This is a genomic window from Weizmannia sp. WK01, assembly GCF_025905465.1.
GTDB lineage: Bacteria > Bacillota > Bacilli > Bacillales > Bacillaceae_C > Weizmannia > Weizmannia faecalis.
In genome coordinates, this window is the sequence record NZ_CP109616.1 from 821,331 (window position 1) to 847,431 (window position 26,101).

Below are 26,101 nucleotides of genomic sequence, written 5' to 3' on the forward strand. Positions count from 1 at the left end.
AGGACCCGGTGTTGCACTGCAGATGAAGTTTGGAAAGGGGAATGTTTAAATTGGCCGGTACAACAGCTGTAAATGAAAAAACAGGGGAGCGGGATGCCCTGATAGAAGAAATTGCCCGTTATGTGCTAGACAAAGAGATTACGAGTTCCGAAGCTTTTGAGACTGCGCGTTACGGGCTTTTGGATACGCTCGGCTGCGGCATTCTCGCCCTCCGTTTTCCGGAGTGTGCAAAAATGCTCGGTCCGATCGTTCCGGGTACAACCGTGCCGAACGGGACGCATGTGCCGGGCACTTCCTATGTGCTCGATCCGGTTGCGGGGGCGTTTAATATTGGCTGCATGATCCGCTGGCTCGATTATAACGATACGTGGCTCGCGGCGGAGTGGGGGCACCCTTCCGACAACCTCGGCGGCATCCTTGCTGTTGCGGATTTTTTGAGCCGGACGCGCGTTGCCAACGGGAAAGCACCGCTAAAAGTGCGCAATGTGCTCGAGGGCATGATCAAAGCCCATGAAATCCAAGGTGTGCTTGCTTTGGAAAACAGTTTGAACCGCGTCGGGCTTGACCATGTTTTATTTGTCAAAGTGGCTACAGCTGCTGTTGCGACAAAAATGCTCGGCGGCGGGAAAAACGAAATCATGAACGCCGTTTCCCACGCCTGGATTGATAACGGCCCGTTGCGCACATACCGGCATGCGCCGAATACCGGTTCGCGCAAATCATGGGCGGCCGGCGATGCAACCAGCAGGGGCGTGGCGCTTGCGCTGATTGCGATGAAAGGGGAGATGGGTTATCAAACGCCGCTTTCCGCACCCGGGTGGGGATTCCAGGACGTGATGTTCAAAGGGAAAGAACTGAAACTGGCCCGCCCGCTCGGTTCCTATGTGATGGAAAATGTTTTATTTAAAGTATCGTATCCGGCAGAATTCCATGCACAGACGGCAGCAGAAGCCGCAGTTAAACTCCATCCGGTTGTCGCCGGGAAACTGGATCAAATCAAGCATATTACCATTACAACGCATGAATCTGCCATCCGCATCATTGATAAAAAAGGGCCGCTTTATAACCCTGCTGACCGCGACCATTGCATCCAGTATGTGACGGCTGTCGGCCTGATCAAAGGCAATATTACGGCGGACGATTATGAAGACGCAGTCGCCGCTGACCCGCGCATTGATGCATTGAGGGAAAAAATGGCAGTTGTTGAAAACAAACAATACAGCATCGATTACCTTGATCCGGATAAACGTTCCATCGCGAATGCCGTACAAGTCTTTTTTGAAGACGGCACATCAACTGAAAATGTGGAAGTCGAGTATCCGCTTGGCCACCGCTTCAGAAGGGAAGAAGCGATCCCGAAAATTATCACCAAGTTTTCGGATAATATCGCCACCCACTATTCCGCGAAGCAGCAGGAAAGGATCAAAGAAGCCTGCCTTGCGGGAGAAGCGCTTGAAAAAATGGCCGTTCATGAATTCGTCAATTTATTCACCTTGTAGAAAGGATGTTGCACCATGGTTTGGATTGTCAATCACCCGTCTTCACAGGAGGCGCTTGCCAAACGGTTTAAGGAACGCATACAGGCGCCAGGCATTTTGCAAATCCCCGGCGCGCATGATGCAATGGCGGCACTCATTGCAAAAAACACAGGGTTTGAGGCGCTTTATTTATCAGGCGCTGCCTATACCGCGAGCAAAGGGATTCCGGATCTTGGCATGATCACATCGACGGAAATGGCGGAACGTGCACGCGATCTCGTGCGTGCCACCGATTTACCGGTTCTTGTTGACATTGACACCGGCTTTGGCGGCGTGCTGAACGTTGCCCGCACCGCCCGCGAAATGGTTGAAGCAGGGGTTGCGGCTGTTCAGATTGAAGACCAGCAGCTTCCGAAAAAATGCGGGCATTTAAACGGCAAACAGCTTGTGGAGACATCCGACATGCGCGAAAAAATCCGGGCGCTCAAAAGTGTGGCACCGCACCTCGTAGTTGTCGCACGTACGGACGCAAGAGGCGTCGAAGGGCTGGATTCCGCCTTGACGCGAGCTGAGGCGTATGTGGAAGCGGGGGCGGATGCGATTTTTCCGGAAGCGCTCGAGTCCCGTGATGAATTCCGGCTGTTTGCGAAAAAAATAAAAGCGCCGCTCCTTGCCAATATGACCGAATTCGGTAAAACCCCGTATTATACGGCGGAAGAATTTCAGGAAATGGGATACGCGATGGTCATTTATCCGGTTACTTCGCTGCGCGTTGCCGCAAAAGCTTATGAAAGGGTGTTTGAAAAAATCAAAAACGAAGGCACGCAAAAAAATGCCCTTTCCGACATGCAGACGAGGAAAGAACTTTACAACACGATTTCTTTAGAGGAATTTGAAGCGCTCGACCAGTCGATCGCTAAAACGATTCTGCCTGTTACGCCTGATCCTTCCTCATCAACGTAAAGAAAAAGGGCAAACCCGCCTTTTCCGTGCGGGTTTGCCCTTTTAAACTTAGCGGCCGGCCTATTTGGGGCTTACTCAATAAGCAAAATGGATACTGACAGCTTTGGCAAAAATTTTAAATGCAAGGGTTTTTTTCGACATCCAGCACTTCTTCGCGAACATCTACCTTTTCTCTTGCGACGTTGAGTAGTTTTCGCCAAATTCGTTTTTCAACCCGGATGCCGTTGTTTGGCCGGAAACTTCTGTGGCAGGATCGGCTGTTCTGGGAGCGGCCGTTTCATTGAGGGCAGAAGCATCATTGTCTACGAGCACAAGATAGTGTCCGGCATCAATTTCAGTCGAATAGCGGTCCAGTTCGTCCTGCGGGAGATCCAGATTGGTCAGTTTTCTTGTCGTTTCATCATAATAGTCCGGCTTGAAGAACCCTTTGATTTTCTCCCAGACAGAGCTGTTTTGTTCATCCTGGACAGTGGTGGTGTGGTCCACATTTGCGCCGGTCTGCTTTTTCAATAAAGTTCCATCATTCCCGTTTGAAATAATAGAAATATTGGAAGTGCTGTAGCCTTGTGCGGTCAACCGGTCTACTACGTCAATCGTTTCCTGCAACGTTGTGTAAATACCAACTACTTCTTTTGCCATCTCTATCTGCCTCCTAATGGTGATAGTGCATTTTTACCCGGTAGAAAAAGGGTTAAACGAGTTTCATAGGTTTTAACATCTCCATAAAATTCAGTCAATATAGAATTAAATGGAGGGAGAGAGATGGAAGAATCTGCATATCTATCGTATGATGCAACAGGGCTGGCCGGACTCGTAAAGCGAAAAGAAGTAAGTGTGGAAGAAGTGCTTGAGGCGGCAATGGCCCGGATTGAAAAAACAAACAGGCGTTTAAATGCCGTCATCCGGACACGGTTTGAGAAAGCAAAAAAGGAAGCGGCCACGCTCCGTACAGATGAGCAGCCATTTGCCGGCGTGCCGATTTTGCTGAAAGACCTTTCTCAGGCAGTAAAGGGCGAGCTGCTCACATCCGGATCAAAACTGCTCCAGCAAAACCGTGCCAGAGAAGATGCTTTTTTTACGGCAAAATTGAAGGAAGCGGGGTTTATCATTCTCGGACATACAAACGTACCGGAATTTGGATTAAAAAATATTACGGAACCTGAACTTTATGGTCCGGCGCGCAATCCGTGGAATCCCCATTTTTCACCCGGCGGATCAAGCGGTGGTTCCGCGGCTGCGGTGGCTTCCGGGATGGTACCGGTTGCCGGTGCAAGTGACGGCGGCGGATCGATCCGCATCCCAGCTTCTTTTACAAGTTTAACAGGATTAAAGCCGACAAGGGGAAGGACACCGGTCGGGCCGGGCCGTGGACGGCAATGGCAAGGGGCGGCTATTGACTTTGTGCTGGCAAAAACAGTCAGAGACAGTGCAGCGCTCCTCGATGTGCTACAAACGGTAGAGCCCGCCGCTGCTTTTCAAACGCCGCTTTTTCCGGGATATGTAAAGGAACTAGAGCGGAGTGGAACGAAAAAATACCGGATCGCGTTTTCGGTTGAATCGCCGGTCGGGACGCCTGTCAGCCGCGATGCAAAACAGGCTGTCTATAAAACGGCAAAATGGCTGGAGCAGGAGGGCCATCTTGTGGAAGAAGCCAAAAACGGTGTTGACGGCAGGCGGCTGATGGAAAACTATTATTTAATGAACTGCGGGGAAATGGCGGCGGAACTTTCGGATTTGGAAAGCGCACTTAGACGCCCGCTTACGGAAAAAGATATGGAGCCGGTTTCGTGGGTCTTGTATGCTGCCGGGAAAAATGTCACGGCGGCGGAATACGCAAAGAGCCTTGCGGAGTGGGATAAAGCCGCAGCACAAATGGCTGCTTTCCATGAGACTTATGACCTGTATATCACGCCTTCAACCGCGTTTCCGGCACCGAAAATCGGGGAACTTACCCAAACCGGGAAAGAGCGGGATCGCTTGTTTGGCGTTACCGGACTTCCGAAAGAAAAGCAGCAGGCACTTGTCTATGATATGTTTGAACCGAGCTTAACGTTTTCCCCGTTTACGCAGCTGGCCAATTTAACCGGGCAGCCGGCGATCAGCCTGCCGGTTCATGTAACAGCGGCCGGGCTTCCTTTAGGGGTACAGCTGGTTGCGCCGAAAGGAAATGAACATTGGCTGCTGGATGTCGCTTATGCGCTCGAACAGTCGGAACTTTGGGTTGGCATGCAGGGAAACCCTTGCCTTTAAAGCATGAATAAGCGGCGTTACTTACGCACGGGTTGGAACTCTACGTTAAGGAAGGCCGCGAAAAATCCTCGCTACCTTAACGTAGAGTCACTCTACGTTAAGGAAGGAGACCAAAAATCCCCGCTATCTTAACGTAGGGCGTTCTATGTTAAGGAAGGGTGAAAAAAGCAGGATTTATCTTAACATAGAAAGGAAGCTCGACAAAAAGACATGCTTTCTTAATGTAGAGACGTCCTATGTTAAGGAAGGCTGCCCAAAAGTCCCGCTTCCTTAACGTAGAGGCGTTCTACGTTAAGGAAGCTCGAAAAAAATGCCCGCTTTCTTAATGTAGAGGCGTTCTATGTTGAGGAATGCCGGCAAAAAGTTCCGCTATCTTAACGTAGAACTCTCTATGTTAAGGAAGTCCGAAAAAAAGACATGCTATCTTAACGTAGAGGCGTTCTATGTTAAGGAAGGCCGTCAAAAATCCCCGCTATCTTAACGCCCCAATCTTTACCAAGGCAGGCAAAGGCCGGCTTGCGCACCGCACCATCCTATTGAAAATTTTTTGCCAAAAAGGATGGCTTTCATGTTACAATAAAATTACAAGGAAAAAAAGCAGGGGAGCCGGTTTGGCTGAGAGGATGCCGCTTTGCATCGACCCTTCACCTGATCTGGATAATGCCAGCGTAGGGAGTCTCATATTGAAGCATGTTTCGGCATGTTTTGGATGGACAGGCTTTCTTGCGCATGCAATGAAAGCTTTTTTATTTGAAAAAAAGGAGGAGAATTTGATGGAAAAATCGAATCAAGTAACGGTTTCTTTTTCAGTTGTTCCGCATATTAAAAGTGATGACTTATACGGTGTCGTCGACCGCGCGATCGAAGTCGTCCAAAATGCCGGCGTACGTTATGAAGTCGGGGCAATGGAAACGACGATGGAAGGCGATCTTGACGAGCTGCTTGAGATCATCAAAAAAGCGCAGGATGCTTGCGTTCAAGCCGGTGCGATTGATGTCCTCACATCGATCAAAATCCATTACCGGCCAAGCACCGGGGTGACAATGGATGAAAAAATTGCAAAATATCGCGAACAAACGCCGCAGCCGGTTCGTTAACACGGCGCTCACGGCTGCCTGGCTCATTTTTTTGCTCTTCGTCTGGCAAGGGGTAACGGCCGGCTTTCATATCAGTGAATGGATGCTGCCAAAACCGACGGAAGTATGGCAGGAATTGAAAAGCCTGCAATGGATGGTTTGGCCCAATATTTGGCAAACTGCAAAAGAAGTATTGATCGGACTAGCCTTTTCCATTGTGATTGGCGCAGCGATTGCCGTTTTTATGGATATGGTTCCCGTTTTCCGGATGCTGGTCCGGCCGCTTTTGGTCGTTTCGCAAACGATTCCGATTGTGGCAATTGCGCCGCTTTTAATCGTCTGGTTCGGATTCGGGCTCCAGTCAAAAATCATTGTGGTCATTTTAATCTGCTTTTTCCCGCTGGCATTGAGCATCCTGGAAGGGTTTCAAACGGTGGATGATGACTTGGTGAAACTGTTAAAGACCATGCATGCTTCAAAATGGCAGCTATACCGGAAAGTCAAATTTCCGGCTGTGCTCCCTTACTTTTTTTCCGGTTTAAAAATTGCCGTTACATATAGTGTGATGGGTGCCATTATCGGTGAGTGGCTCGGCGCAAGCGAAGGGCTCGGCGTCATGCTGACAAGGGCGACGAAATCTTTTATGACGGCCCGCCTGTTTGCTATCTCTGCTGTCATCATTGGGCTCACATTTCTTTTATACGGCGCTGTTGAATGTTTGCAAAGGCTATCCGCACCATGGGTATACCGAAAGGAAGATCATCAATGAAGAAAATGTTAATCATCTTGCAGGCGGCCATGTTGCTGCTTGCTGCCGGATGCGCCGGAAGCGGGCAGAAGGAAAGCAGCAAAAAAGCGCTGCAAAAGGTGACGGTTGTGCTGGACTGGTTTCCGAACACCAATCATACCGGCCTGTATGTAGCTAAAACAAAACACTATTTTCAAAAGCAGGGCCTGGATGTGAAAATCATCCAGCCGGGGGACAATATTACGGCTGAACAAATGGTGGCTTCCGGGAAAGCGGATTTCGGGGTCAGTTATCAGGAAAATGTCACCACGGCAAGGACGGAAGGAATTCCGATTGTGTCCATTGCCGCGATTATCCAGCACAATACTTCCGGCTTTGCTTCTTTGAAAAAAGACAACATCACTTCTCCGAAAGACTTTGAAGGAAAACGTTACGGCGGCTGGGGTTCGCCGTCTGAAGAAGCCGTCATCAAAACGGTCATGGAAAAATATGGCGCCGACTACAGCAAAGTAAAAAATATTGTGCTCGGCCAGACGGATTTTTTCAAATCAATCGGGCGTGAAGCGGATTTTGAATGGATTTATTACGGCTGGGACGGCATCCAGGCAGAGCGGAGCGGGAAAAAACTGAATCTTATCATGGTCAAAGATCTCGACCCTGCGCTTGATTATTACAGCCCGGTCATCATTACAAGCGAAAAACTGGCCAAAGGGGATAAACCTCTTGTCAAATCTTTTATGAAGGCTACGGCTCAAGGCTATACATTTGCAATCAAGCACCCGGAACAGGCCGCCGATATCCTGATTAAGGACGTGCCGGATACAAATAAAGGGCTTGTCCGCGCCAGCCAGAAGTGGCTAAGCACGAAGTACCAGGACGATGCCGCGGAATGGGGGGTACAGAAGGAAGAAGTGTGGCGCCGTTATATGGACTTCCTTTATGACCATAAAGTCATTAAGAAAAAAATCAACATCAAGGCTGCCTACACAAACGAATTTCTTCCAAACCGGCCATGACGTATTTGCAATTGGAAGGTATTACGAAAACATTTGGCGGGAAAAAAGTGCTGGAAGGCATTTCCGCAACGATCCGGAAAGGTGAATTCTGTACTTTTATCGGGCCGAGCGGATGCGGAAAAAGCACGCTGTTAAATATCATTGCCGGGATTGAAAAGGCGAATGGCGGCAAAGTGCTGCTTGACGGCAAACCGGATGGGGTTCAGGATGCCGCCGGTTTCATGCCGCAGCAGGATTTGCTTCTGCCTTGGCGGACGGCACTGCAAAACATTGTTTTGCCGCTTGAAATAAAAGGGGTGCGGAAACGGGAACGGGTTTTGCGGGGGATGGAGGTGCTCCGGCAGTTTGGCCTTGAGGATTACGCCGGCCACTATCCCGCCTCGCTCTCCGGCGGCATGCGGCAGCGGATCAGCTTTTTGCGCACGTATTTATGCGAAAAACCGGTTATGCTGCTAGACGAACCGTTCGGGAAGCTCGATGCTTTTACTAAAATGGATGTCCACCGCTGGCTGCTCGAATCATGGGAGAAAGGAAACCAGACGATTCTTATGGTTACCCATGATCTTGATGAAGCCGTGCTGCTATCGGACCGTGTTTTTGTCATGTCGCAGCAGCCGTCCGCCATCATTCACGAATTGAAGGTGCATTTGCCGCGCCCGCGGAAATGGGAGATGCTCTCTTCGGATGCGTTGAAAAAAGACAAAGATGAACTGTTAAGAGAACTTGCCTCATTTTTGGGGAAATAAAAAAGGTTTGGAGATGCTCCAAACCTTTTTTTACAAGTTCAGCATATTGGATGCCGCATATTTTTCGACGGAAAGGCCGGTCCGGTCAATTTTGGCCGGTTCAACCAGCACATGCGGAAAATGGGCGTGGATCGTTTCTGCCATGGCCTCTGCCTGCCCGGACGGCACAAGCGAAATAACCGTCGGGCCGGCGCCGCTAATGACCGTCCCGTACGCGCCGAGTGATTTAGCCAGCCGGCGGATCTCCAAAAATTCGGGGATCAATTTTGTCCGGTACGGCTCGTGAAAACGGTCCTGTTCCATCATTTTTCCGGCCAGTTCGTACTGGCCGCTTATGAGCGCCGCAATAAAAAGATTGCTGGCCGCACTTCCTTTTACCGCCTCTTTCCGTGCATAAAAATCAGGAAGCACTTTGCGCGCATCTTCCGTTTTTAACTCATAATCGGGAATAAACAGGAGCAAATCCGCCATAATGTCAAAAAACGGCACGACTTCGACTCGTCCGTCCCCTTGCTCGGCTGAAACAACGAGCCCGCCGAACAGGGATGCCGCGACATTATCCGGATGCCCCTCGATCCGGGTGGCAATGTCCAGCTTTTCTGCAAGCGAAAGCCTGAGATTTCCGGCAAAGTTGGCAAGTTCAATGCCGGCCACAACGGCTGAGGCGCTGCTGCCAAGCCCGCGAGCAAGCGGAATTTCGCTGTCAACAATGACTTTGCACGGGGCAAGCTGCACGCCGTATAAATCCGCAACCTGCCGCGCAATTTTTAAGATAAAAGGGTCGCTGTCTTCCGGAAGCGGCGGCAAAAGGGGTGATACTTGTTCAAAAACCCATTCCTCGCTGCTAAGCACTTCAAGCGTTAAAAAACGGTTGAGCGCCATGCCGACTGAATCAAATCCGGGCCCGAGATTTGCCGTGCTTGCGGGGACGCGGATAACCAGCCTGTTCATACATGGATCACATTCGAAAGATAATCTGTCACGGCTTCCTCCGTTGCCGGCAGCACGGCAGGCCGGACTTCGACTTGGGACATGGCGGTCTGCGGGTCTTTTAGCCCGTTTCCGGTCAGGACAGCAACCACTTTGCTTCCTTTTTTGATCTGTCCCGTTTTGACCTGCTTGATGACACCGGCGATGGACGCACATGAACCCGGTTCGGCGAACGTTCCTTCATTGCGGGCGAGCAGCCGGAACGCATCAAGGATTTCCGGGTCTGACACTGAGTCAATCACGCCGCCTGATTCATCGCGGGCGTTGACAGCCAGTTTCCAGCTTGCCGGGTTGCCGATCCGGATCGCGGTGGCGACCGTTTCCGGGTTTTCGATCACCCGATCCCGGACGATGGCAGCTGCGCCTTCCGCTTCAAAGCCGTGCATTTCCGGCAGGCCGGTTTCGAATTTCTCATTGAACTCTTTGAATCCTTTCCAATACGCGCTGATGTTTCCGGCATTGCCGACCGGGATGGCAAGGACATCGGGTGCTGAACCCAGCTGCTCACAAATCTCGAAAGCTGCCGTTTTTTGGCCTTCCAGCCGGTAAGGGTTAACCGAGTTTACAAGTGTAACAGGCGAAGTTTCGCTTACTTTCCTGACGATTTTAAGCGCCTGGTCAAAATTGCCATCAATTTCCACGATTTCAGCGCCGTACATAACGGCCTGTGCCAGTTTGCCAAGCGCGATTTTTCCGCTCGGGATCACGATGATTGCCCGGATTCCGGCTTTTGCGGCATAGGCGGCCGCAGAAGCGGAAGTGTTGCCGGTGGAGGCGCAGATAACGGACCTGCTGCCGTTTTCGATCGCTTTCGCAACCGCCATCACCATGCCGCGGTCTTTAAAAGAGCCGGTTGGGTTCAAACCTTCAAATTTTCCGTACAATTCCACGCCGAGCTTTTCCGAGAGGCGGGCAAACGGGATAAGCGGCGTATTGCCTTCAAATAATGTCAGTTCCGGTGTTTTGTCTGTGACGGGTAAAAATGATTTGTACTGTTTGAGTAATCCTGGCCATTGATTCATGTTTTTATGCCTCTCCTTCAACACGGTAGTAGCTGTTCACTTCTTTGACAACAGGCATTTCATTTAACTGTTCGAGCGCCTTTTGGAAACGGTCGAGCGACACTTTGTGGGTAACAATGATGATTTCCGCAAGCTCATCGCGTTTATCAGGCGTCTGCAAAATCCGTTTAAAGCTGATATTGAGCGCGCTGAAGGCGGCTGTAATTTTTGAAAATGCGCCGACCTGGTCTTTTAAATGCATACGGATATAAAATTGCCCGTAGCGCTGCTCAGGCGGCATGAGTTTCCGTTCAAAGCGCGGGCCCCTGAGGTTCCGGCCGTTCACGCCGAGCTGCATGTTTTTAATCGCGGCAATACAATCGCTCACGACCGCGGTCGCAGTCGGCATGCTTCCGGCGCCGGGCCCGTAAAACATTGCCTCGCCGATTGCTTCCCCGTTAATATAAACGGCATTGAATTCGTTTTTCACGGAAGCAAGCGGGTGGTTTTGGGCGATATACGCCGGCTGCACGCTCACTTCAATATGTTCATCCTGGCATTCCGCCAAGCCGATCAGCTTCATCGTATACCCGAGCGTTTTCCCATAATGCAAATCTGCGGATGAAAGATGGGTAATGCCTTCCACTTCCACATCTTCAAGTTTCACATTTGTATAGAATGCGAGCCTTGCCAAAATCGCCATTTTCCTTGCCGCATCCAGGCCTTCCACATCTGATGTCGGGTCAGCTTCGGCAAAACCAAGTTCCTGTGCCTCTTTCAGCGCCTCGTCATAAGAAACGCCTTCATCCATCATTTTGGTCAAAATAAAATTGGTTGTCCCGTTGACGATCCCCATCACTTTTTGGATCCGGTCGGAAACAAGGCCGTCTGTAAGCCCCCTGATAATCGGGATGCCGCCGCCGACGCTTGCCTCATACAGCAAGTCACACTGGTTTTTCCAGGCCAGTTCCTGAAGCTCCGGGCCATAGAGAGCAATTAAATCTTTGTTCGCGGTCACGACATGTTTTTTATTTTCAATCGCCTTGACAATGTACCGGCGGGCTTCATCAATTCCGCCCATCACTTCAACGACGACATCGATTTCCGGGTCATTTAGTATCTCATCGGGATTTGTAGTGACAGAGGCGGGATCAATGTCTACACCGCGGTCCTTTTCGGTGTCGCGCACGAGAATTCGTTTCACCTTTACTTCACGCCCAAGCTGATGGACGAGTTCCTCCTGATGCTGCCGGATCAGTTTGACAACGCCGCAGCCAACGGTTCCGAGTCCAAGCAGTCCGATTGAAACGTCCGATTTCATTTGATCACACCTCTTTATGTATTTTTACAGAAAACAAATGTCTTTGTATAATAGACATTAAAGCATGATTACAGAGGAAGATCAAGTCTTTCTTTTTTAAAAAGTAAGAAAAAGAATCAGACGTGCAGTGCTGGTTGCGGGTGCCGCTCCAGGCAAACTTCGAGGATTTCAGCATTCATGGCGTCGTTTTTTTGGCTTATTTCAAATGCATGCGGGAGAAAGCGTTCAGCCGGCGAGACTGCGGTTTCCCCGCATATATCGATGCCGAATACTTGCTTTTGATCGAGAATGGCCGAAATACAGGACAGCAATTCCTGCTTGCCCATCCTCCCCTGATCCCAGTTTGTCTCGGCAAAAGCCGGGGAAAGGACGTCTTTGTCAATGCTGATATAGACGGTATCTGTTGGAATGGCGGATAAAATCCGTTTCCGGTTTTCAAGATTCCGGCCGTTAAAAGGAAAAATTTGGACGGTTTGTGGCGGGCGGCGATGTGTTTTGAAAGAAGTCGGGCCGATGATGACAACTCTTTTCAGCAGCGGGTTCGTTTTTAAGGCGTAGGATACCCACGACCCGCATGATAGCAGTGTCTGTTCAAAGCTGTCGTCCATGTCCGGATGGTTGTCGAACAGCACAAGGGTGAACGGTTTCGGCGCTTTTTTTAAAAGCAGGGAGGTCACATAATGGTAGTTGCCACTTCCAAGAAAGGTGATGCCTTTTTGTTTGCGGCGGTCCAGTGCCGTTTCAATTTGGAAAAGCGCCTGTTTTTCACAAAAAAGATTGGTATGGCGGATATGTTTCAGATTAATAGTTTCATGGGGAAAAGACTGGATCCTTTTTTGTTCATCATACGTTTCGTCAAAAGCCAATATCGTGACACCTTTATGCAATAAACCCATCTCTTTCATCTCCTTTAAGAATTCACAGAACGGGTTGAAGCAGGTTCCTTTGAATGGCGGAATATTGAAACGATTTATTATGATTTTATCACATTTTTTTGAAACACGCATCGTTTCCGGCTCAGGCGGGAAGGAGCGGGAAGATGATGATACAGGTAAATTTTTGAAACGGCCACCGGCAAACGCCGTGCTCCCGTGTTCCGTTTGACAGGAAATCTTCATCCGGCTTTTTTAATTGCCGGATTAGCTGGCATGAAAGGCGGAATCGCGCTTGGCCGTATTTATTTTTTTGCATCAAAATAAGCCTCCCTCATGCAGGAAGGCTCATGCTCTATTAAACGATTAAACGATGACGGGCGGTTTGCGCACGAGGCTCAAAATGCCTGCAATCAGGTAAAGCAGCGCCGGGAGCACCCCGAATCCGACGGTGAAAAAGAACACAAGCAATGCATCGATAATAAGCAAAATGCCTGACAGCTTCGGCCTTTTGTTATTCCTCAGTTGAACAGCGGCGACAATGCCGATCACCGTTCCGATGATAAGCACCACAGCAATTCCCCAGCCGAGCGCCTGGATCGTATGAAGGACTGTTTGAAAGTCGGCTTCCCGTATGGAGGCATCACTTTTCATCTGATCGATAATACTTTGGCTTTTCATGGCTATCGTAAAGAAGATAACGAGGATTGCGGCAAGTCCGTTTAGCACCGCGCCAATGACGCTCAGTATAATTTCAGCAGTTCGTTTCATTTATACCACCCCTTTCTTTCTCGTCTATAAGACCCATTCCCTTCTATAAATACGAAAAAAACAAAAAAAGGATTCGGAAATTAGAAATTTTATGTTGCCGCATTCAAGCAGTGTTACAATAAAACTATGAGAACGGGGGTGTTTGGCCATGCAAATTTATACAAGCAAAGAAATTAAGGAAGCCGATGCAAATGCAGCTTCTTTCGGCATGGATACGTTTACGCTGATGGAAAATGCCGGAAGCGGTCTGTACCGCGCCCTTGCACCGCTCCTTTCCAAACGCGACACGATTGCGGTGCTTTCCGGCAAAGGAAATAACGGCGGGGACGGGATCGTACTTGCCCGCTATTTAAAACTGAACGGATACAAAGCGGATTTGATCTTTCCTTTAGGCCCACCGCAAACAAAAGAGGCCGCGCAGCATTTTTCCTATTTTCAATCGTTCGGCTTTGAAGCAGCCCCTTTTGACCGTGAGAAACATTATGACTGGATCGCAGACGGGCTGCTTGGCGTCGGTACCAGGCTGCCGCTCAGGGATGATCTTGCAGAAGTAACCGATTGGATCAATACTCGGAAGGCAAAAGTGGCCGCCATTGACGTACCGACGGGTGTAGCGGGGGATACGGGTGATGCCGATCCACATACCATACACGCAGATTATACGTTTTCTCTTCATGGATTGAAACCGTCCAGCCTGTTATTCCCTTCTTCCACTTATTTCGGCGAAACAAAGGCTGTCGGGATCGGCCTGCCGCATACTTCAAAATGGAAAGTTTGGTCGGAGGAAGATGTCATTCGTTCGCTCCCCGAAAGAAGCGGCAATGTCCATAAAGGCACGTTCGGGACCGGGCTTTTGGTTGCCGGAAGTGACGATATGCCGGGTAGTGCGGCGCTGGCTGCGATCGGCGCCATGCGGATGGGAATCGGGAAACTCTCCGTTTTTACGGAAAGCGGTGCCCGGAATGTGATTGCTACACTCGTTCCGGAAGCCACTTATTTAAAAAGGGATTTTTCAAAGCGGCTTAACGATTTGGGGCAGAAATTTGCCGGGGTGGCCATCGGTCCCGGGATTGAGCCGGATGAGCAGCTGGAGTCTTTCATTCACGGCGTTTTAAAAGAACCACTTCCTGTTGTCCTCGATGCCGGGGCATTACATAAAAGGGCATACCCGAAACGTACGGCGCCGGTCGTTTTAACGCCGCATCCGGGGGAATTTTCAAGGATGGCGGGCATTCCGACCGGGCAAATTGCATCGGACAGGCTCAGGCTTGCTTCCGCTTATGCACAGGAACACGGGGTCATCGTCGTTTTAAAAGGACAGTACACGGTAATGGCATTTCCGGATGGCAGCGGCTATGTAAATACAACCGGCAACAGCAGCCTGGCAAAAGGCGGAAGCGGTGATACATTAACCGGCATGCTCTTGGCAAATATATGCACGTATGCTAATATCAAGGAAGCGGTTGCCAATGCCGTTTATATCCACGGGGCATGCGCTGACTTGTGGATCCGGGAAAACGGGTCCGCTACACTCACTGCCCATGAATTTTCCCGGCTGCTTCCCAAAGTGATGCACCAATTGGAAACGGCCGCAAAAGATGCAGGGAAAGCGCCGGGTTTAGGAAACGGTGACCGTTTTATAAAGAGGTGACAAATAATGCAAAAAATCAAGAAGGCGATTATCCCGGCAGCGGGGCTTGGAACACGTTTCCTGCCGGCGACGAAGGCAATGCCGAAAGAAATGCTGCCAATTGTCGATAAGCCGACAATCCAATATATTGTGGAAGAGGCCATTGATTCCGGCATTGAAGATATCATCATCGTAACCGGGAAAGGGAAACGGGCGATTGAAGACCATTTTGACCACGCATTTGAGCTTGAGGACAATTTGATCGCAAAGAAAAAATTTGATCTGCTTGAAAAAGTGCGCCAGCCTGCAGAAGTGGATATCCATTATATCCGGCAAAAGGAACCGAAAGGACTGGGCCACGCGATTTGGTGTGCGCGCAAATTTATTGGGAATGAACCGTTTGCCGTGCTCCTCGGTGATGATATTATTCAGGCTGAACCGCCTTGCCTGAAACAAATGATCGATGTTTATGAACAGGTCCATTCCAGCGTGATTGCCGTCATGGAAGTCGCGCGTGAGGAAACAAACCGTTACGGGATTATTGACCCGCTCGATCAAAAGGGAAGAATTTATGATGTGAAAGGCTTTGTAGAAAAGCCGAAAGTGGAGGAAGCGCCGTCAAATGTCGCCATTATCGGGCGGTATATTTTAACACCGGAGATTTTTGATTTCCTTTCATTGCAGAAGACGGGATCAGGCGGTGAAATCCAGCTGACCGATGCCATTGAACAATTGAATGAAATCCAAAAAGTGTATGCCTATGCTTATGAAGGGAAACGCTACGACGTCGGCGAAAAATTCGGGTTTATCAAATCGACGATTGAAATGGCGCTTTCCCGGGAAGATCTGCGCGATGATTTGCTCCGGTATTTGGAAGATTTGCAATGGAGAATTCAAAACCATCAGATCTGAAACTTGCAGGTCTGCCGGTAAAAACGCCTGTTTCGCGAAATATGCGAACGCAGGCGTTTTTTATCGGGCTGTGCGATGGGGATCGGGATACAACCCGAAGTTCCAGCTAAAATATCGCAGCTTTTGTTGCCTGCTGTAAAAAATCGTCATCGTGCAAATTGGCGCTCGGGCTTGATGTAACTTAAGCTCAACTTATATAGAATGAAATGAAGTTTTTCGCGTCAAAATCAATGACGATCAGAAGAGAGGTTGTTTCTGGCAACCATGAAAAGGAATCCAGTTTCGTTCGGCTTATTTTGCAAGTTCCAGTGCTTTTATGCAAAACAAACCTGATTCATGGTGAAAATCACACGGCCGGATGAAAAAGATGTAAGATAGTAGCAAAAGTAAGGAAAGGATGGCACATTTTGAAAACAGATGACAAAAGATTTAAACAGGCGCACAAAGAAGCATGGATCGGCGTCGGGCTTGTGCTGTTCAATTTTCTCTGGTGGTACGGTTTTGCTTACGGCCTCGGTTCACGGCCGGCCAAACAGTATCATTATATATTTGGCATGCCATCATGGTTTTTTTACAGCTGCATTGCCGGGTATATTGTCGTGACGGCGCTTGTCATCTTCATTGTGAAGTTCTTTTTTAAGGATATCCCTTTCGATGATGAAGAGGGGGATAAGCCATGAACTGGCCGGTATTGGCACCACTGCTCATTTTTTTGCTCATTATTTTTGCCGTTGGTTTTTGGGCCAATCAATACGTGATCAAAACGCAATCTTTTGTACAGGAATATTTTCTCGGAAAACGGCAGCTCGGCGGTTTTATCCTCGCGATGACGATGGTGGCGACATACGGGAGCGCCAGCAGCTTTATCGGCGGCCCGGGCGTGGCGTACACACAGGGGCTTGGCTGGGTGCTTCTTTCTATGGCACAGCTTTCAACCGGCTATTTTGTCCTGATGGTGCTCGGGAAAAAATTTGCGATTATGGCACGCAAATATGAGGCGGTGACGCTGATTGACTTTTTAAAAAGCCGTTATCAAAGTGATGCCGTCGTCATTTTGGCGGCAGCAAGCATTATTATTTTTCTGTTTTCATCGATGACGGCACAGTGGATCGGCGGTGCGCGCCTTGTTGAATCGCTGACCGGATTGTCGTATACGGCGTCGCTCCTAATTTTTGCCGCTTCTGTTACGCTGTTTGTCGTAGTCGGGGGATTTCGCGCAGTGGCGGTGACAGATGCAGTCCAGGGCACGGTCATGTTTCTCGGCACGCTTATTTTACTGGTGGCAACCATTAAAGCGGGCGGCGGGATGGAACCGATTATGCACAAACTTGCTGCAGAGGACCCGGATCTGATTACGCCGTTCGGACATGGGCACAGCCTGAGCCCTGCCTATGTGTCGTCGTTTTGGATTTTGGTCGGGATTGGTGTCGTCGGCCTGCCGCAAATTACGGTCCGTGCGATGTCCTACAAAGATTCCCGGGCGATGCACAGGGCGATCATCATCGGTACCATTGTCATTGGGTTTATTATGTTCGGCATGCATTTTATTGGCGTGATGGCACGTGCTGTCATGCCGGGTGTGAAAGTGCCCGATACGGTTATGCCGCTGTTAACGATGAAAGTGCTGCCGCCTGTGCCGGCCGGTATCGTGCTTGCCGCCCCGATGGCCGCAATTATGTCCACCGTTGATGCACTGCTTATTCTCGTCGGCTCTGCGCTCGTCAAAGACCTTTATTTGAATTACGTGAAGCCGGACGCATCCGAAAAACAGATGAAAGCGGCAAGTTTCAGCGTGACCGCAGCGATTGCCGTCATTGTCGTGCTGTTGTCGCTCAGCCCGCCGAAATTGATTATATGGCTCAACTTGTTTTCCTTTGGCGGCCTGGAATCCGTTTTTATATGGCCGGTGATTTTCGGCTTGTACTGGAATAAAGGAAACAAGTACGGCGCGGTTTGTTCTATGATACTCGGCATGGGCTCGTACATTCTGCTGGACCGCTTGCATCCAAACCCGTTCGGATTGCATACAGTGGTGCTGCCGGTCCTTATTTCCTGCGCCGGGTTTATCGTGGCGAGCCTTCTCTTCGGGCGCAAGAGAGCTGCCATTCGGGCTGAACGCGATGGGGCATAAAGTAAAAGTACCGGTTCAATTGACACGCGTCATTGCGACTTATTGGGGCCGAGTAATCCGGCGCCCCAAATTGAAATTTTTAGCTAAAAATGTGCGATGTCCGGAAGAAGCTGCAAAATAAGAATCAATCGGGCCGGGACGCATCATCTGCCCGGCCCGGATCTAAAAAAATTTTTCGTTGCATCTCTCCCGGATTTGTGATAATATAATGATTGTCATCTGCGGGACATTAGCTCAGTTGGAAGAGCAGCTGACTCTTAATCAGCGGGTCGTGGGTTCGAGCCCCTCATGTCCCATCACGAAGCAATATGATGCACAAATGTGCCATTATATTGCTTTTTTATTTTTATGTAAGTTTTTTGTGCGGATAATCCGGCTAAAAAATAACAAGCGGACATATTCAGGCATACTATATTGTGGTATAATAAAATGGTTGCAGGTTTCGCAGCTATTTATGAATCGAAGAAAAAAAGGAGATGATAACTGATGGATTCTGACGCGCATCCGAGGTCGTGCATGAAACATAAGCAAGAGGAAGTCTTCATACTGGCCTCGACCAATCCTACACGTTATCAGTCTCTGGAAGAGTAAAGTATGCTTGAGCTTCCTCAAAAGAGAAGAGGAGGTGCCTGCATGTTAAATATGTATTTAACGGACGAAAACGGCAAACTGAAGGAAACAGAAATTTTGTCAAAAGGATGCTGGGTGAACCTGGTGAACCCGACAGAAGAAGAAATCAACCAGGTTGTCCAACAAACGAATATACCGATCGATTTTATTAAAGACCCGCTGGATGTCGATGAACGCTCCCGTATTGAAAAAGAAGACGATGATATTTTAATCATTGTCGGCCTTCCGGTTAAGGTAAAGGACGATGTGGACTCCGCGCTGTATGATACGATTCCGCTCGGGATTATCGTCACGCCTTTTTATTTCATCACGGTCTGCCTAGAGGACAATCCGATTATCGGAAAATTTATCCACAGACGGGTGCGCGGGTTTTACACCTACATGAAAACCAGATTTACCCTTCAAATTCTGTATGAAGTTGCAAGCTATTATTTGAACTATTTAAAATATATCGACCGCAGATCAAGCTTGATCGAACGCGAATTGCACGAATCGATGCGAAACGAGGAACTGTTCGAACTGTTGAGCCTTGAAAAAACGCTCGTGTATTTCACTACCTCATTAAAAGCCAATAAAATCGTCTTGGAAAAAATGACACGGCAGCATTTTCTAAAAGTATATGAAGATGACATGGACTTACTGGATGACGTCATGATTGAAGTCAAACAGGCAATCGAAATGTGTGAAGTGCACAGCAATATTTTAAGCGGCATGATGGATGCCTATGCTTCTGTCATTTCCAATAACGTGAACGGCGTGATGAAATTTTTGACGACGGTCACGATTATCCTTTCCCTGCCAACGATGGTATCCAGCTTTTTCGGAATGAATCTTCACGGCCTGCCATGGCAATCAAGCCCCCATGGGTTTTGGCTGGCGTTTTTGGCCTCTCTGGTTCTTTCCAGTGTTACAGCCCTTATTTTTTGGAAAAAAAGATATTTCTAACACACCTGGGAGATGGATTTGCATAAAATTCATCTCCTTTTCCGTTTCTGCCTTGTGAATGTGCAGGTTTCACAAGCGAGAAGCGGTTTTTTTTACGGCAATTTCTATACGGAATTTTGCATAAATAGGGCTTGCTGAACGAATCAGATTCTGTCAGATACAAGCCAAATTACGGTTATTAAAATATAAAATAGTGTTGTACAAAAATTTCAAAAAAAGAACCCTGAGCTTCCGCTCCAGATTCATTATAAGGAATTGAAGGGCTACTACTGTTTCACTGGTCTCCTGAAGGCGTGCTCGAATAAGGCCTAGCCCATACTTGCGCTTGCCTTCGCCAAATTTGCTTTCAACGGCATTACGTTCGGAGGCATCCTGCCTTGCCACGCGTTCTAAGGTTTTGTCTTCCGTTTTGGATGGGCGTCCCAACCTTGGCCCACTCAGACGAATGCCAAGAGATTTACAGTATGCTAGGTTGTCACGGTTTCGGTAGATTTTATCTGCTAAAATCGCTTCTGGATAAAATCCGAACCGGTTGTAGTAGTTCTCAATAGATTCTCTAAGGGTGATCCCTTCATTGTAATTTTCCCAGTCGAGTTGCTCAATCAAGGCATAGCCATCTACAACGCTAATGGCGACTTTTGAGCCGAATTCCACGTTCGCTTTTGCCTTGCCACGCACAATTGGACGGACATGCGGCTGGGAAATGCTCACAATCCGGTGGTCAATCCGATGTGTTTTCTTTTTGTACATTTCTGCCTGTTGGCGGTAAAGTTCATGAATCACGAGGAGTTGTCGGTATTCATCTTTGCTCAAAAGAGACAGGGAGCTTTGGGAAATGAGATTTCCAATGATCTCCAGATTCCGTTTCACATATCCAAGTTGTTTGCCGACAGCTTTCCGGATTTTCCGGGCTCCAGCTTTGCGTTGCTTAGCGACAGAAAGATAGTCCCTGCGGGCTCTTTTTCTGTAGGTCCGTGGCTTTGGTAATTTTCCTTTGTGCGGTTCATGCAGTACATCAATGATATGTTCCAGTTTCTCACGGGCTTCGTTCAAAAGCCCCAGATCAGTAGGGTAAGCAATATCAGCCGGTGCACAGGTTGCGTCCAGAATGAGCTTTCCTTTGTTCTTCGTTTTAGGAGAAGCCGATCCAGTTGAATTCTCTTCCGAAGCAGGACCGGAAGGTTGATGATCACCACTACTATGATCGTCATCATCATGGTGATCATCATCGTTGTCATTTTCCTTAGATGCTTCTTCCGATTGGCGTTCTTGTTCTTCCAGAACAATCCATTCATTCAGTTCATTGATGATGTTTGCACCCAAACGTTTTCTAAAACGAGTCATCAGAGAATGATCGAATGGGGCTTTTTCCTGGAATTCAGGCAACCCGATAAAATACTGAAGATACGGGTTTTCCGTGATCTGTTCGACTGTTTCCCGGTCAGATAGCCCAAGCCGTTCTTTGATATAGAGAGCCCCAAGAGCAACTCTGACAGAATAAGCCTTTTCACCTTTGAACTTTTTCTTGAAGGACTTGGCATACTTTTCTTCAGCCTTCCACCAAGGGATTAATTCAGCAAGACGGACCCAGCGATTTTCTTTATTTAATTTTCCACCGAATGGTAGAAAAAAATCTTCTACAAAAGTTAATTGATGTTCAGTCTTTTTGTACATCGTAACGGCCTCCAAGTGCAAGGTTTTTTACACGTTTCCTATAAAATCCTTACACTTTATATTCGACAAAAGTGGCCAAAATCCTTGTCAAATCTGGAATTTTTGTTTATTCAGCAAGCCCTAAATATTCAAATATAAAATGTAAGCACTTACAATGTAAAAAGGCGGAAAAAACTTATTTTAATTAAATCATAGCTGGAAAGCAATATTTTAAAGAAAAAAGTTTATAAATGATTTATTCATTTGTCACCAATCTGACACAGCCATAGCATGTGAAATCGCCTATAATAAAGCCATAAAGAAAAGAAACAAATGTAAAACGGCAGAAAATCATGTGAAATACTTCACAAATTATATTTTTTTAGTTTGTCATGTGAAATTATTCACAAAAACATTTAGAATGGGGGCCACGAACATGGCAATCGATGAAAAAGTTGTTGGCAAATCTGCGCAAATCACGGAAATGGTCGATTCCCTCGTCGCAAAAGGGCAAAAAGCACTGCGTGAATTTATGGAACTGGATCAGGCACAAGTGGACAATATCGTAAAACAAATGGCACTTGCCGGGTTGGAACAGCATATGGTGCTCGCCAAAATGGCCGTGGAAGAAACAGGGCGCGGCGTATATGAAGACAAAATGACAAAAAACTTGTTTGCAACAGAATACATCTATCACAACATTAAATATAACAAAACAGTCGGCATCATTGACGAAAACAATAATGAAGGGATTGTTAAATTTGCGGAACCGGTCGGCGTGATTGCCGGGGTCACTCCTGTAACAAACCCGACATCAACCACGATGTTTAAAGCATTAATTGCCATTAAAACACGCAACCCAATTATTTTCGCGTTCCATCCGTCCGCACAAAAATGCAGCAGCCATGCCGCAAAAGTGATGCTTGACGCTGCTGTGAAAGCCGGCGCCCCGGAAAACTGCATCCAATGGATCGAAAAACCGGCCATTGAAGCGACACAGCAATTGATGAACCATTCGGGTATTTCACTGATTCTTGCAACGGGCGGTTCCGGCATGGTAAAGTCCGCATATTCGAGCGGGAAACCTGCGCTTGGCGTCGGGCCGGGAAACGTCCCTTGCTATATTGAAAAATCTGCTGATATCAAACGCGCCGTCAATGATTTGATTTTGTCCAAAACGTTTGACAACGGCATGATCTGTGCGTCGGAACAGGCTGTCATCATCGACAAAGAAATTTATGACAATGTGAAAAACGAATTGATTGCAAATCAATGCTACTTCCTGAATGAAGCGGAGAAGAAAAAGGTTGAGAAAACCGTCATCAATGAAAAGACGCAATCCGTCAACAGCGCCATTGTCGGCAAACCGGCCTATGAAATTGCGAAAATGGCAGGCGTAAATGTTCCGGAAGATACCAAAATTTTAATCGCCGAACTTACAGGTGTCGGCCCGGACTACCCGCTTTCCAGAGAAAAATTAAGCCCGGTTTTGGCCTGTTACAAAGCCAACAGCACAAAACAAGGTTTCGAATTTGCAGAAGCCATGCTCGAATTCGGCGGACTTGGTCACTCGGCTGTGATCCATTCGACAAACGATGAAGTCATTGAACAATACGGCTTAAAAATGAAAGCCGGCCGGATCATTGTCAACTCCCCGTCTTCGCAAGGGGCAATCGGCGACATTTACAATGCCTACATGCCTTCTTTGACACTCGGCTGCGGCACGTTTGGCGGCAACTCGGTGTCCACAAACGTCGGTGTCATCAATCTTTACAATGTAAAAACAATGGCGAAACGGAGAGTCAATATGCAATGGTTTAAAATTCCACCGCGCGTGTATTTTGAAAAGAACTCGGTCCAATACCTGGAAAAAATGCCGGATATCTCAAGTGCCTTTATTGTCACCGATCCGGATATGGTCAGGCTTGGATTCGTTGAGAAAGTACTGTATTACTTGCGGAAACGCCCGGACTATGTGCACTGTGAAATTTTCTCAGAAGTCGAACCGGATCCGTCTATTGAAACGGTTCGGAAAGGTGCCGCAGCTATGGCAAGCTTCCAGCCGGATGTCATTATCGCGCTTGGCGGCGGGTCGGCGATGGATGCTGCAAAAGGCATGTGGCTGTTCTATGAGCATCCGGAAGTTGATTTCAACGAATTGAAGCAAAAATTTATGGACATCCGGAAACGGGTTGCCAAATTCCCGAAACTGGGTGAAAAAGCGCAGCTGGTCTGCATTCCGACCACATCGGGCACCGGTTCTGAAGTGACTTCTTTCGCCGTCATTTCGGATAAAAAGAACAACACAAAATATCCGCTCGCAGACTATGAACTGACACCGGATGTTGCGATCATTGACCCGCAGTTTGTTATGACCGTTCCGAAATCCGTAACAGCCGATACCGGGATGGACGTTTTGACCCATGCGATTGAAGCCTATGTATCCAACATGGCCAACGACTATACGGACGGCCTGGCAATTAAGGCCATCCAGCTTGTTCACGAATACTTGCCGAAAGCATACGCAAATGGCAATGATGCACTGGCACGCGAAAAAATGCACAATGCATCGACTTTGGCAGGGATGGCGTTCTCGAATGCATTCCTTGGCATCAACCATTCACTTGCCCATAAAATCGGCGCTGAATTCCATATTCCGCACGGCCGGGCTAACGCGATTCTGTTGCCGCATGTCATCCGCTATAACGCGCAAAAGCCGAAAAAATTTGCGGCATTCCCGAAATACGAACATTTTATTGCGGATCAACGCTACGCGGAAATCGCGCGCGTACTTGGTCTTCCGGCAAGCACGACAGAAGAAGGTGTCGAAAGCCTTTGCCAGGAAATCATCCGGATGTGCAAACTGTTCAATATTCCGCTTAGCCTAAAAGCAGCCGGCGTGAACCGGGCGGACTTTGAAAAACGGGTTGCCATTATTGCAGACCGCGCATTTGAAGACCAATGCACACCTGCAAACCCTAAATTGCCGCTTGTCAGCGAATTGGAAGACATTTTACGCAAAGCTTTTGAAGGCGTTGAAGCAAAATAATGGCTTTCATTTTGGAAGAGGCGCACTTTACGTGAAGGGAACCGAAGAGGTTTTGGCGAAAACGCTCATGTAGCCCGTGTCTATGAAAAAGAAGCAATTTAAAAATTGTTGATCCGTTAACATAGAGCCCGTCTAAGTGAAGGAAATAGCCAGAATTTTGGCGATCACTTCACTTAGACGGGTTTTTAAGGTAAGGAACGAGGATCTACGTTAAGATAGGGATGATTTCTGGCGGTCTTCCTTAACGTAGAATGGCTCTACGTTAAGAAAGGGACGATTTTTTTCGATCTTCCTTAATATAGAGCGGGTCTACGTTAAGAAAGCATGACTTTTTTTCGGTCTTCCTTAACGTAGAATGGGTCTACGTTAAGAAAGGGGCGATTTTTTTCGATCTTCCTTAATATAGAGCGGGTCTACGTTAAGAAAGCATGACTTTTTTTCGGTCTTCCTTAACATAGAACACCTCTACGTTAAGATAGGGACGATTTTTGGCGGTCTTCCTTAACATAGAACGCCTCTACGTTAAGATAGGGGCGATATTAAGCGATCTTCCTTAACATAGAACGGGTCTACGTTAGATAACTTTTCTTTTCCATACGGGATAGTGTATGATAAAAGAACTGGAAAAGGAAGGTTAGGGAAAAAACAATGGAACCTACATTCATTCATCATTTACAGCCTTTTTTACAACAGGCATGGAAAAATTCAACGTTTGAACATCCTGCTTCTGTACAGGAAAAAGTGATTCCTGCTGTGCTGGACGGCCGGGATGTGATTGCTGCAGCACCGACAGGATCGGGAAAAACACTCGCCTACCTGCTGCCTGTGCTCGACCGGATGGACCCCGGAAAACAAACGGTTCAAGCTGTCATTCTGGCGCCTTCTAAAGAACTGGTCATGCAAATCCAAGAGGAAGCCGGAAAATGGTCACAGGGAAGCGGAATCCGGAGCATCCCGCTGATCGGCGGCGCGAATGTGAAACGGCAAATTGAAAAACTGAAAAAACACCCGCACCTTGTTATCGGGACGCCTGGACGCATCCTTGAATTGATCCACCAGAAAAAACTGAAAATGCATGAAGTGAAAATGATGGTGCTCGATGAAGGGGACCAGCTGCTCGGAAAGGAATACAGCCGCACGGTCGGACAAATTGTAAAATCCGCCATGCGTGACTGCCAGCTCCTTTTGTTTTCAGCCACTTTGCCTGATGCTGCAGCCCATAAGGCTATGGAACAGATGAAAGAACCCCTGTTGATTCGCATTGCAAAAGAGGAGGCGCGGAGCCCGGTTGAACATATTTATATCGTAAGCAGCGATCCGCGCGACAAAATCGAGCAGTTGCGAAAGATAGCCCGAATGGGGGTCCGGGGACTCGTGTTTTTTAATAATAAATGGGATGTTTCGGTTGCAGTGGAAAAACTCCGGTTCAAAGGGCTGGCCATCGCCGAATTGCATGGCGATATGCGCAAGGAAGAAAGAGAAAAAAGTATCCGGTTGTTCCAAAACGGCGATGTCCCGCTCCTTTTGGCAACGGATGTCGCTGCCCGCGGCCTGGACATTCCGGCGATTACGCATGTGATTCAATTTGATTTGCCGGAAGATGGTTCCGCATATGTCCACCGTTCGGGACGGACAGGCCGGCTCGGTTCAAACCCCGGCACAGTTGTCTCTCTTGTCACGCCGAAAGAAGAAACGGTGTTGAAAAAATATGCAAAAGCGCAGCATGTGGAATTGAGGCGAAAAGACATAAAGCGCGGTGAGCTGGTAGATCCCGAATAGGCAAATCAGTTTTTTTGAATGCGAAAAATTTGTCCGGAGGATGGCTTCATTCCCTGGGCGGATTCCAAAAGCGGGAAGATTATTCTGCTTTAAAAAGATGAAATACAAAGTTTCGTTGTCTTTCATGCCGCAGAAGGCCT

General features: G+C 48.2%; 21 protein-coding genes, 1 tRNA gene and 1 riboswitch. Of the genes, 15 read left to right on the forward strand and 7 right to left on the reverse strand.

The features are described from left to right. Positions 1–41: 41 nt before the first annotated feature. Positions 42–1,499, forward strand: coding sequence for a 2-methylcitrate dehydratase (prpD, locus tag OF158_RS03755; protein ID WP_043052514.1), 1,458 nt, complete (start codon positions 42–44; stop codon positions 1,497–1,499). Between the two features lie 15 nt (positions 1,500–1,514). Beyond that, the gene (gene prpB / locus OF158_RS03760) at positions 1,515–2,441 is read left to right on the forward strand and encodes a methylisocitrate lyase (protein WP_035182363.1); all 927 of its coding nucleotides are present in this window, start codon (positions 1,515–1,517) and stop codon (positions 2,439–2,441) included. 162 nt (positions 2,442–2,603) lie between these two features. Here prpB and OF158_RS03765 read toward each other — a convergent pair whose 3' ends face one another. Next, the gene (locus OF158_RS03765) at positions 2,604–3,080 is read right to left on the reverse strand and encodes a YflT domain-containing protein (protein ID WP_014096004.1); all 477 of its coding nucleotides are present in this window, start codon (positions 3,078–3,080) and stop codon (positions 2,604–2,606) included. 123 nt (positions 3,081–3,203) lie between these two features. On the opposite strand from OF158_RS03765, the gene OF158_RS03770 reads away from it, so the two are divergent. The 5 genes from OF158_RS03770 to OF158_RS03790 all read left to right on the forward strand — a co-directional run bounded on the left by OF158_RS03770 (position 3,204) and on the right by OF158_RS03790 (position 8,277). Beyond that, complete coding sequence (locus tag OF158_RS03770) at positions 3,204–4,691, forward strand: amidase (RefSeq protein ID WP_014096003.1); 1,488 nt, start codon at positions 3,204–3,206, stop codon at positions 4,689–4,691. 589 nt (positions 4,692–5,280) lie between these two features. After that, positions 5,281–5,383: riboswitch (TPP riboswitch) on the forward strand. A gap of 81 nt (positions 5,384–5,464) precedes the next feature. Continuing rightward, positions 5,465–5,788, forward strand: coding sequence for an MTH1187 family thiamine-binding protein (locus OF158_RS03775; protein ID WP_013858509.1), 324 nt, complete (start codon positions 5,465–5,467; stop codon positions 5,786–5,788). Further along, positions 5,739–6,536 carry an ABC transporter permease gene (locus tag OF158_RS03780; RefSeq protein ID WP_035182360.1) on the forward strand — a complete coding sequence of 266 codons (798 nt, stop codon included), beginning with the start codon at positions 5,739–5,741 and terminating at the stop codon, positions 6,534–6,536. Before OF158_RS03775 ends, OF158_RS03780 begins: the two co-directional genes overlap by 50 nt. Next, positions 6,533–7,531 (forward strand): ABC transporter substrate-binding protein, encoded by a 999-nt coding sequence (locus OF158_RS03785; protein ID WP_014096000.1) that lies wholly within the window; start codon positions 6,533–6,535, stop codon positions 7,529–7,531. The genes OF158_RS03780 and OF158_RS03785 overlap by 4 nt, the downstream gene beginning before the upstream one ends. Further along, positions 7,528–8,277, forward strand: a complete 750-nt coding sequence (locus OF158_RS03790) for an ABC transporter ATP-binding protein (protein WP_013858512.1) — start codon at positions 7,528–7,530, stop codon at positions 8,275–8,277. Before OF158_RS03785 ends, OF158_RS03790 begins: the two co-directional genes overlap by 4 nt. A gap of 30 nt (positions 8,278–8,307) precedes the next feature. Here the strand turns inward: OF158_RS03790 and thrB are convergent, their stop codons facing one another. The 5 genes from thrB to OF158_RS03815 all read right to left on the reverse strand — a co-directional run bounded on the left by thrB (position 8,308) and on the right by OF158_RS03815 (position 13,232). Further along, the gene (gene thrB / locus OF158_RS03795) at positions 8,308–9,228 is read right to left on the reverse strand and encodes a homoserine kinase (protein WP_014095999.1); all 921 of its coding nucleotides are present in this window, start codon (positions 9,226–9,228) and stop codon (positions 8,308–8,310) included. Next, on the reverse strand, positions 9,225–10,289 hold the full coding sequence (thrC, locus tag OF158_RS03800) for a threonine synthase (RefSeq protein WP_014095998.1): 1,065 nt from the start codon (positions 10,287–10,289) through the stop codon (positions 9,225–9,227). The genes thrB and thrC overlap by 4 nt, the downstream gene beginning before the upstream one ends. 4 nt (positions 10,290–10,293) lie before the next feature. Continuing rightward, positions 10,294–11,589, reverse strand: a complete 1,296-nt coding sequence (locus OF158_RS03805; RefSeq protein ID WP_035182355.1) for a homoserine dehydrogenase — start codon at positions 11,587–11,589, stop codon at positions 10,294–10,296. 116 nt (positions 11,590–11,705) lie between these two features. After that, entirely contained in the window at positions 11,706–12,485 is a 780-nt protein-coding gene (locus OF158_RS03810; protein ID WP_035182353.1) for an arginase family protein, read from the reverse strand. Positions 12,486–12,827: 342 nt separating this feature from the next. Continuing rightward, the gene (locus OF158_RS03815; protein WP_035182351.1) at positions 12,828–13,232 is read right to left on the reverse strand and encodes a DUF4064 domain-containing protein; all 405 of its coding nucleotides are present in this window, start codon (positions 13,230–13,232) and stop codon (positions 12,828–12,830) included. A 148-nt stretch (positions 13,233–13,380) separates the two neighbouring features. On the opposite strand from OF158_RS03815, the gene OF158_RS03820 reads away from it, so the two are divergent. From OF158_RS03820 to OF158_RS03845, 6 genes are all read left to right on the forward strand, one after another. Continuing rightward, the gene (locus OF158_RS03820) at positions 13,381–14,883 is read left to right on the forward strand and encodes an NAD(P)H-hydrate dehydratase (protein ID WP_264302953.1); all 1,503 of its coding nucleotides are present in this window, start codon (positions 13,381–13,383) and stop codon (positions 14,881–14,883) included. Between the two features lie 6 nt (positions 14,884–14,889). Further along, positions 14,890–15,774: a UTP--glucose-1-phosphate uridylyltransferase GalU gene (gene galU / locus OF158_RS03825; RefSeq protein WP_014095992.1), complete on the forward strand. Its 885-nt coding sequence runs from the start codon at positions 14,890–14,892 to the stop codon at positions 15,772–15,774. 407 nt (positions 15,775–16,181) lie between these two features. Then, the gene (locus OF158_RS03830; RefSeq protein WP_017551968.1) at positions 16,182–16,454 is read left to right on the forward strand and encodes a YhdT family protein; all 273 of its coding nucleotides are present in this window, start codon (positions 16,182–16,184) and stop codon (positions 16,452–16,454) included. Next, positions 16,451–17,905, forward strand: coding sequence for a sodium/pantothenate symporter (gene panF / locus OF158_RS03835; protein ID WP_017551967.1), 1,455 nt, complete (start codon positions 16,451–16,453; stop codon positions 17,903–17,905). Before OF158_RS03830 ends, panF begins: the two co-directional genes overlap by 4 nt. 223 nt (positions 17,906–18,128) lie before the next feature. Further along, positions 18,129–18,201: transfer RNA gene (locus tag OF158_RS03840), tRNA-Lys, on the forward strand. Between the two features lie 337 nt (positions 18,202–18,538). Next, on the forward strand, positions 18,539–19,480 hold the full coding sequence (locus tag OF158_RS03845; RefSeq protein ID WP_014095988.1) for a magnesium transporter CorA family protein: 942 nt from the start codon (positions 18,539–18,541) through the stop codon (positions 19,478–19,480). Between the two features lie 153 nt (positions 19,481–19,633). Here the strand turns inward: OF158_RS03845 and OF158_RS03850 are convergent, their stop codons facing one another. After that, positions 19,634–21,154 (reverse strand): IS5-like element ISBco3 family transposase, encoded by a 1,521-nt coding sequence (locus OF158_RS03850; protein ID WP_043052461.1) that lies wholly within the window; start codon positions 21,152–21,154, stop codon positions 19,634–19,636. Between the two features lie 415 nt (positions 21,155–21,569). Here OF158_RS03850 and adhE point away from each other — a divergent pair, with 415 nt between their 5' ends. Together adhE and OF158_RS03860 are read left to right on the forward strand one after the other, a co-directional pair. Then, positions 21,570–24,182 (forward strand): bifunctional acetaldehyde-CoA/alcohol dehydrogenase, encoded by a 2,613-nt coding sequence (gene adhE / locus OF158_RS03855; protein ID WP_014095987.1) that lies wholly within the window; start codon positions 21,570–21,572, stop codon positions 24,180–24,182. Positions 24,183–24,830: 648 nt separating this feature from the next. After that, the gene (locus tag OF158_RS03860; protein ID WP_014095986.1) at positions 24,831–25,961 is read left to right on the forward strand and encodes a DEAD/DEAH box helicase; all 1,131 of its coding nucleotides are present in this window, start codon (positions 24,831–24,833) and stop codon (positions 25,959–25,961) included. Positions 25,962–26,101 lie beyond the last annotated feature (140 nt).

Coding starts and splice junctions, on each gene's coding strand:
- thrB (WP_014095999.1), bottom strand. CDS start 9,228: ATGAACAGGCTGGTTATCCGCGTCCCCGCAAGCACGGCAAATCTCGGG.
- OF158_RS03845 (WP_014095988.1), top strand. CDS start 18,539: ATGTTAAATATGTATTTAACGGACGAAAACGGCAAACTGAAGGAAACA.
- OF158_RS03780 (WP_035182360.1), top strand. CDS start 5,739: ATGAAAAAATTGCAAAATATCGCGAACAAACGCCGCAGCCGGTTCGTT.
- OF158_RS03785 (WP_014096000.1), top strand. CDS start 6,533: ATGAAGAAAATGTTAATCATCTTGCAGGCGGCCATGTTGCTGCTTGCT.
- prpB (WP_035182363.1), top strand. CDS start 1,515: ATGGTTTGGATTGTCAATCACCCGTCTTCACAGGAGGCGCTTGCCAAA.
- thrC (WP_014095998.1), bottom strand. CDS start 10,289: ATGAATCAATGGCCAGGATTACTCAAACAGTACAAATCATTTTTACCC.
- OF158_RS03805 (WP_035182355.1), bottom strand. CDS start 11,589: ATGAAATCGGACGTTTCAATCGGACTGCTTGGACTCGGAACCGTTGGC.
- galU (WP_014095992.1), top strand. CDS start 14,890: ATGCAAAAAATCAAGAAGGCGATTATCCCGGCAGCGGGGCTTGGAACA.
- OF158_RS03775 (WP_013858509.1), top strand. CDS start 5,465: ATGGAAAAATCGAATCAAGTAACGGTTTCTTTTTCAGTTGTTCCGCAT.
- OF158_RS03850 (WP_043052461.1), bottom strand. CDS start 21,154: ATGTACAAAAAGACTGAACATCAATTAACTTTTGTAGAAGATTTTTTT.
- OF158_RS03820 (WP_264302953.1), top strand. CDS start 13,381: ATGCAAATTTATACAAGCAAAGAAATTAAGGAAGCCGATGCAAATGCA.
- OF158_RS03770 (WP_014096003.1), top strand. CDS start 3,204: ATGGAAGAATCTGCATATCTATCGTATGATGCAACAGGGCTGGCCGGA.
- OF158_RS03815 (WP_035182351.1), bottom strand. CDS start 13,232: ATGAAACGAACTGCTGAAATTATACTGAGCGTCATTGGCGCGGTGCTA.
- panF (WP_017551967.1), top strand. CDS start 16,451: ATGAACTGGCCGGTATTGGCACCACTGCTCATTTTTTTGCTCATTATT.
- OF158_RS03810 (WP_035182353.1), bottom strand. CDS start 12,485: ATGGGTTTATTGCATAAAGGTGTCACGATATTGGCTTTTGACGAAACG.
- OF158_RS03860 (WP_014095986.1), top strand. CDS start 24,831: ATGGAACCTACATTCATTCATCATTTACAGCCTTTTTTACAACAGGCA.
- adhE (WP_014095987.1), top strand. CDS start 21,570: ATGGCAATCGATGAAAAAGTTGTTGGCAAATCTGCGCAAATCACGGAA.
- OF158_RS03765 (WP_014096004.1), bottom strand. CDS start 3,080: ATGGCAAAAGAAGTAGTTGGTATTTACACAACGTTGCAGGAAACGATT.
- prpD (WP_043052514.1), top strand. CDS start 42: ATGTTTAAATTGGCCGGTACAACAGCTGTAAATGAAAAAACAGGGGAG.
- OF158_RS03790 (WP_013858512.1), top strand. CDS start 7,528: ATGACGTATTTGCAATTGGAAGGTATTACGAAAACATTTGGCGGGAAA.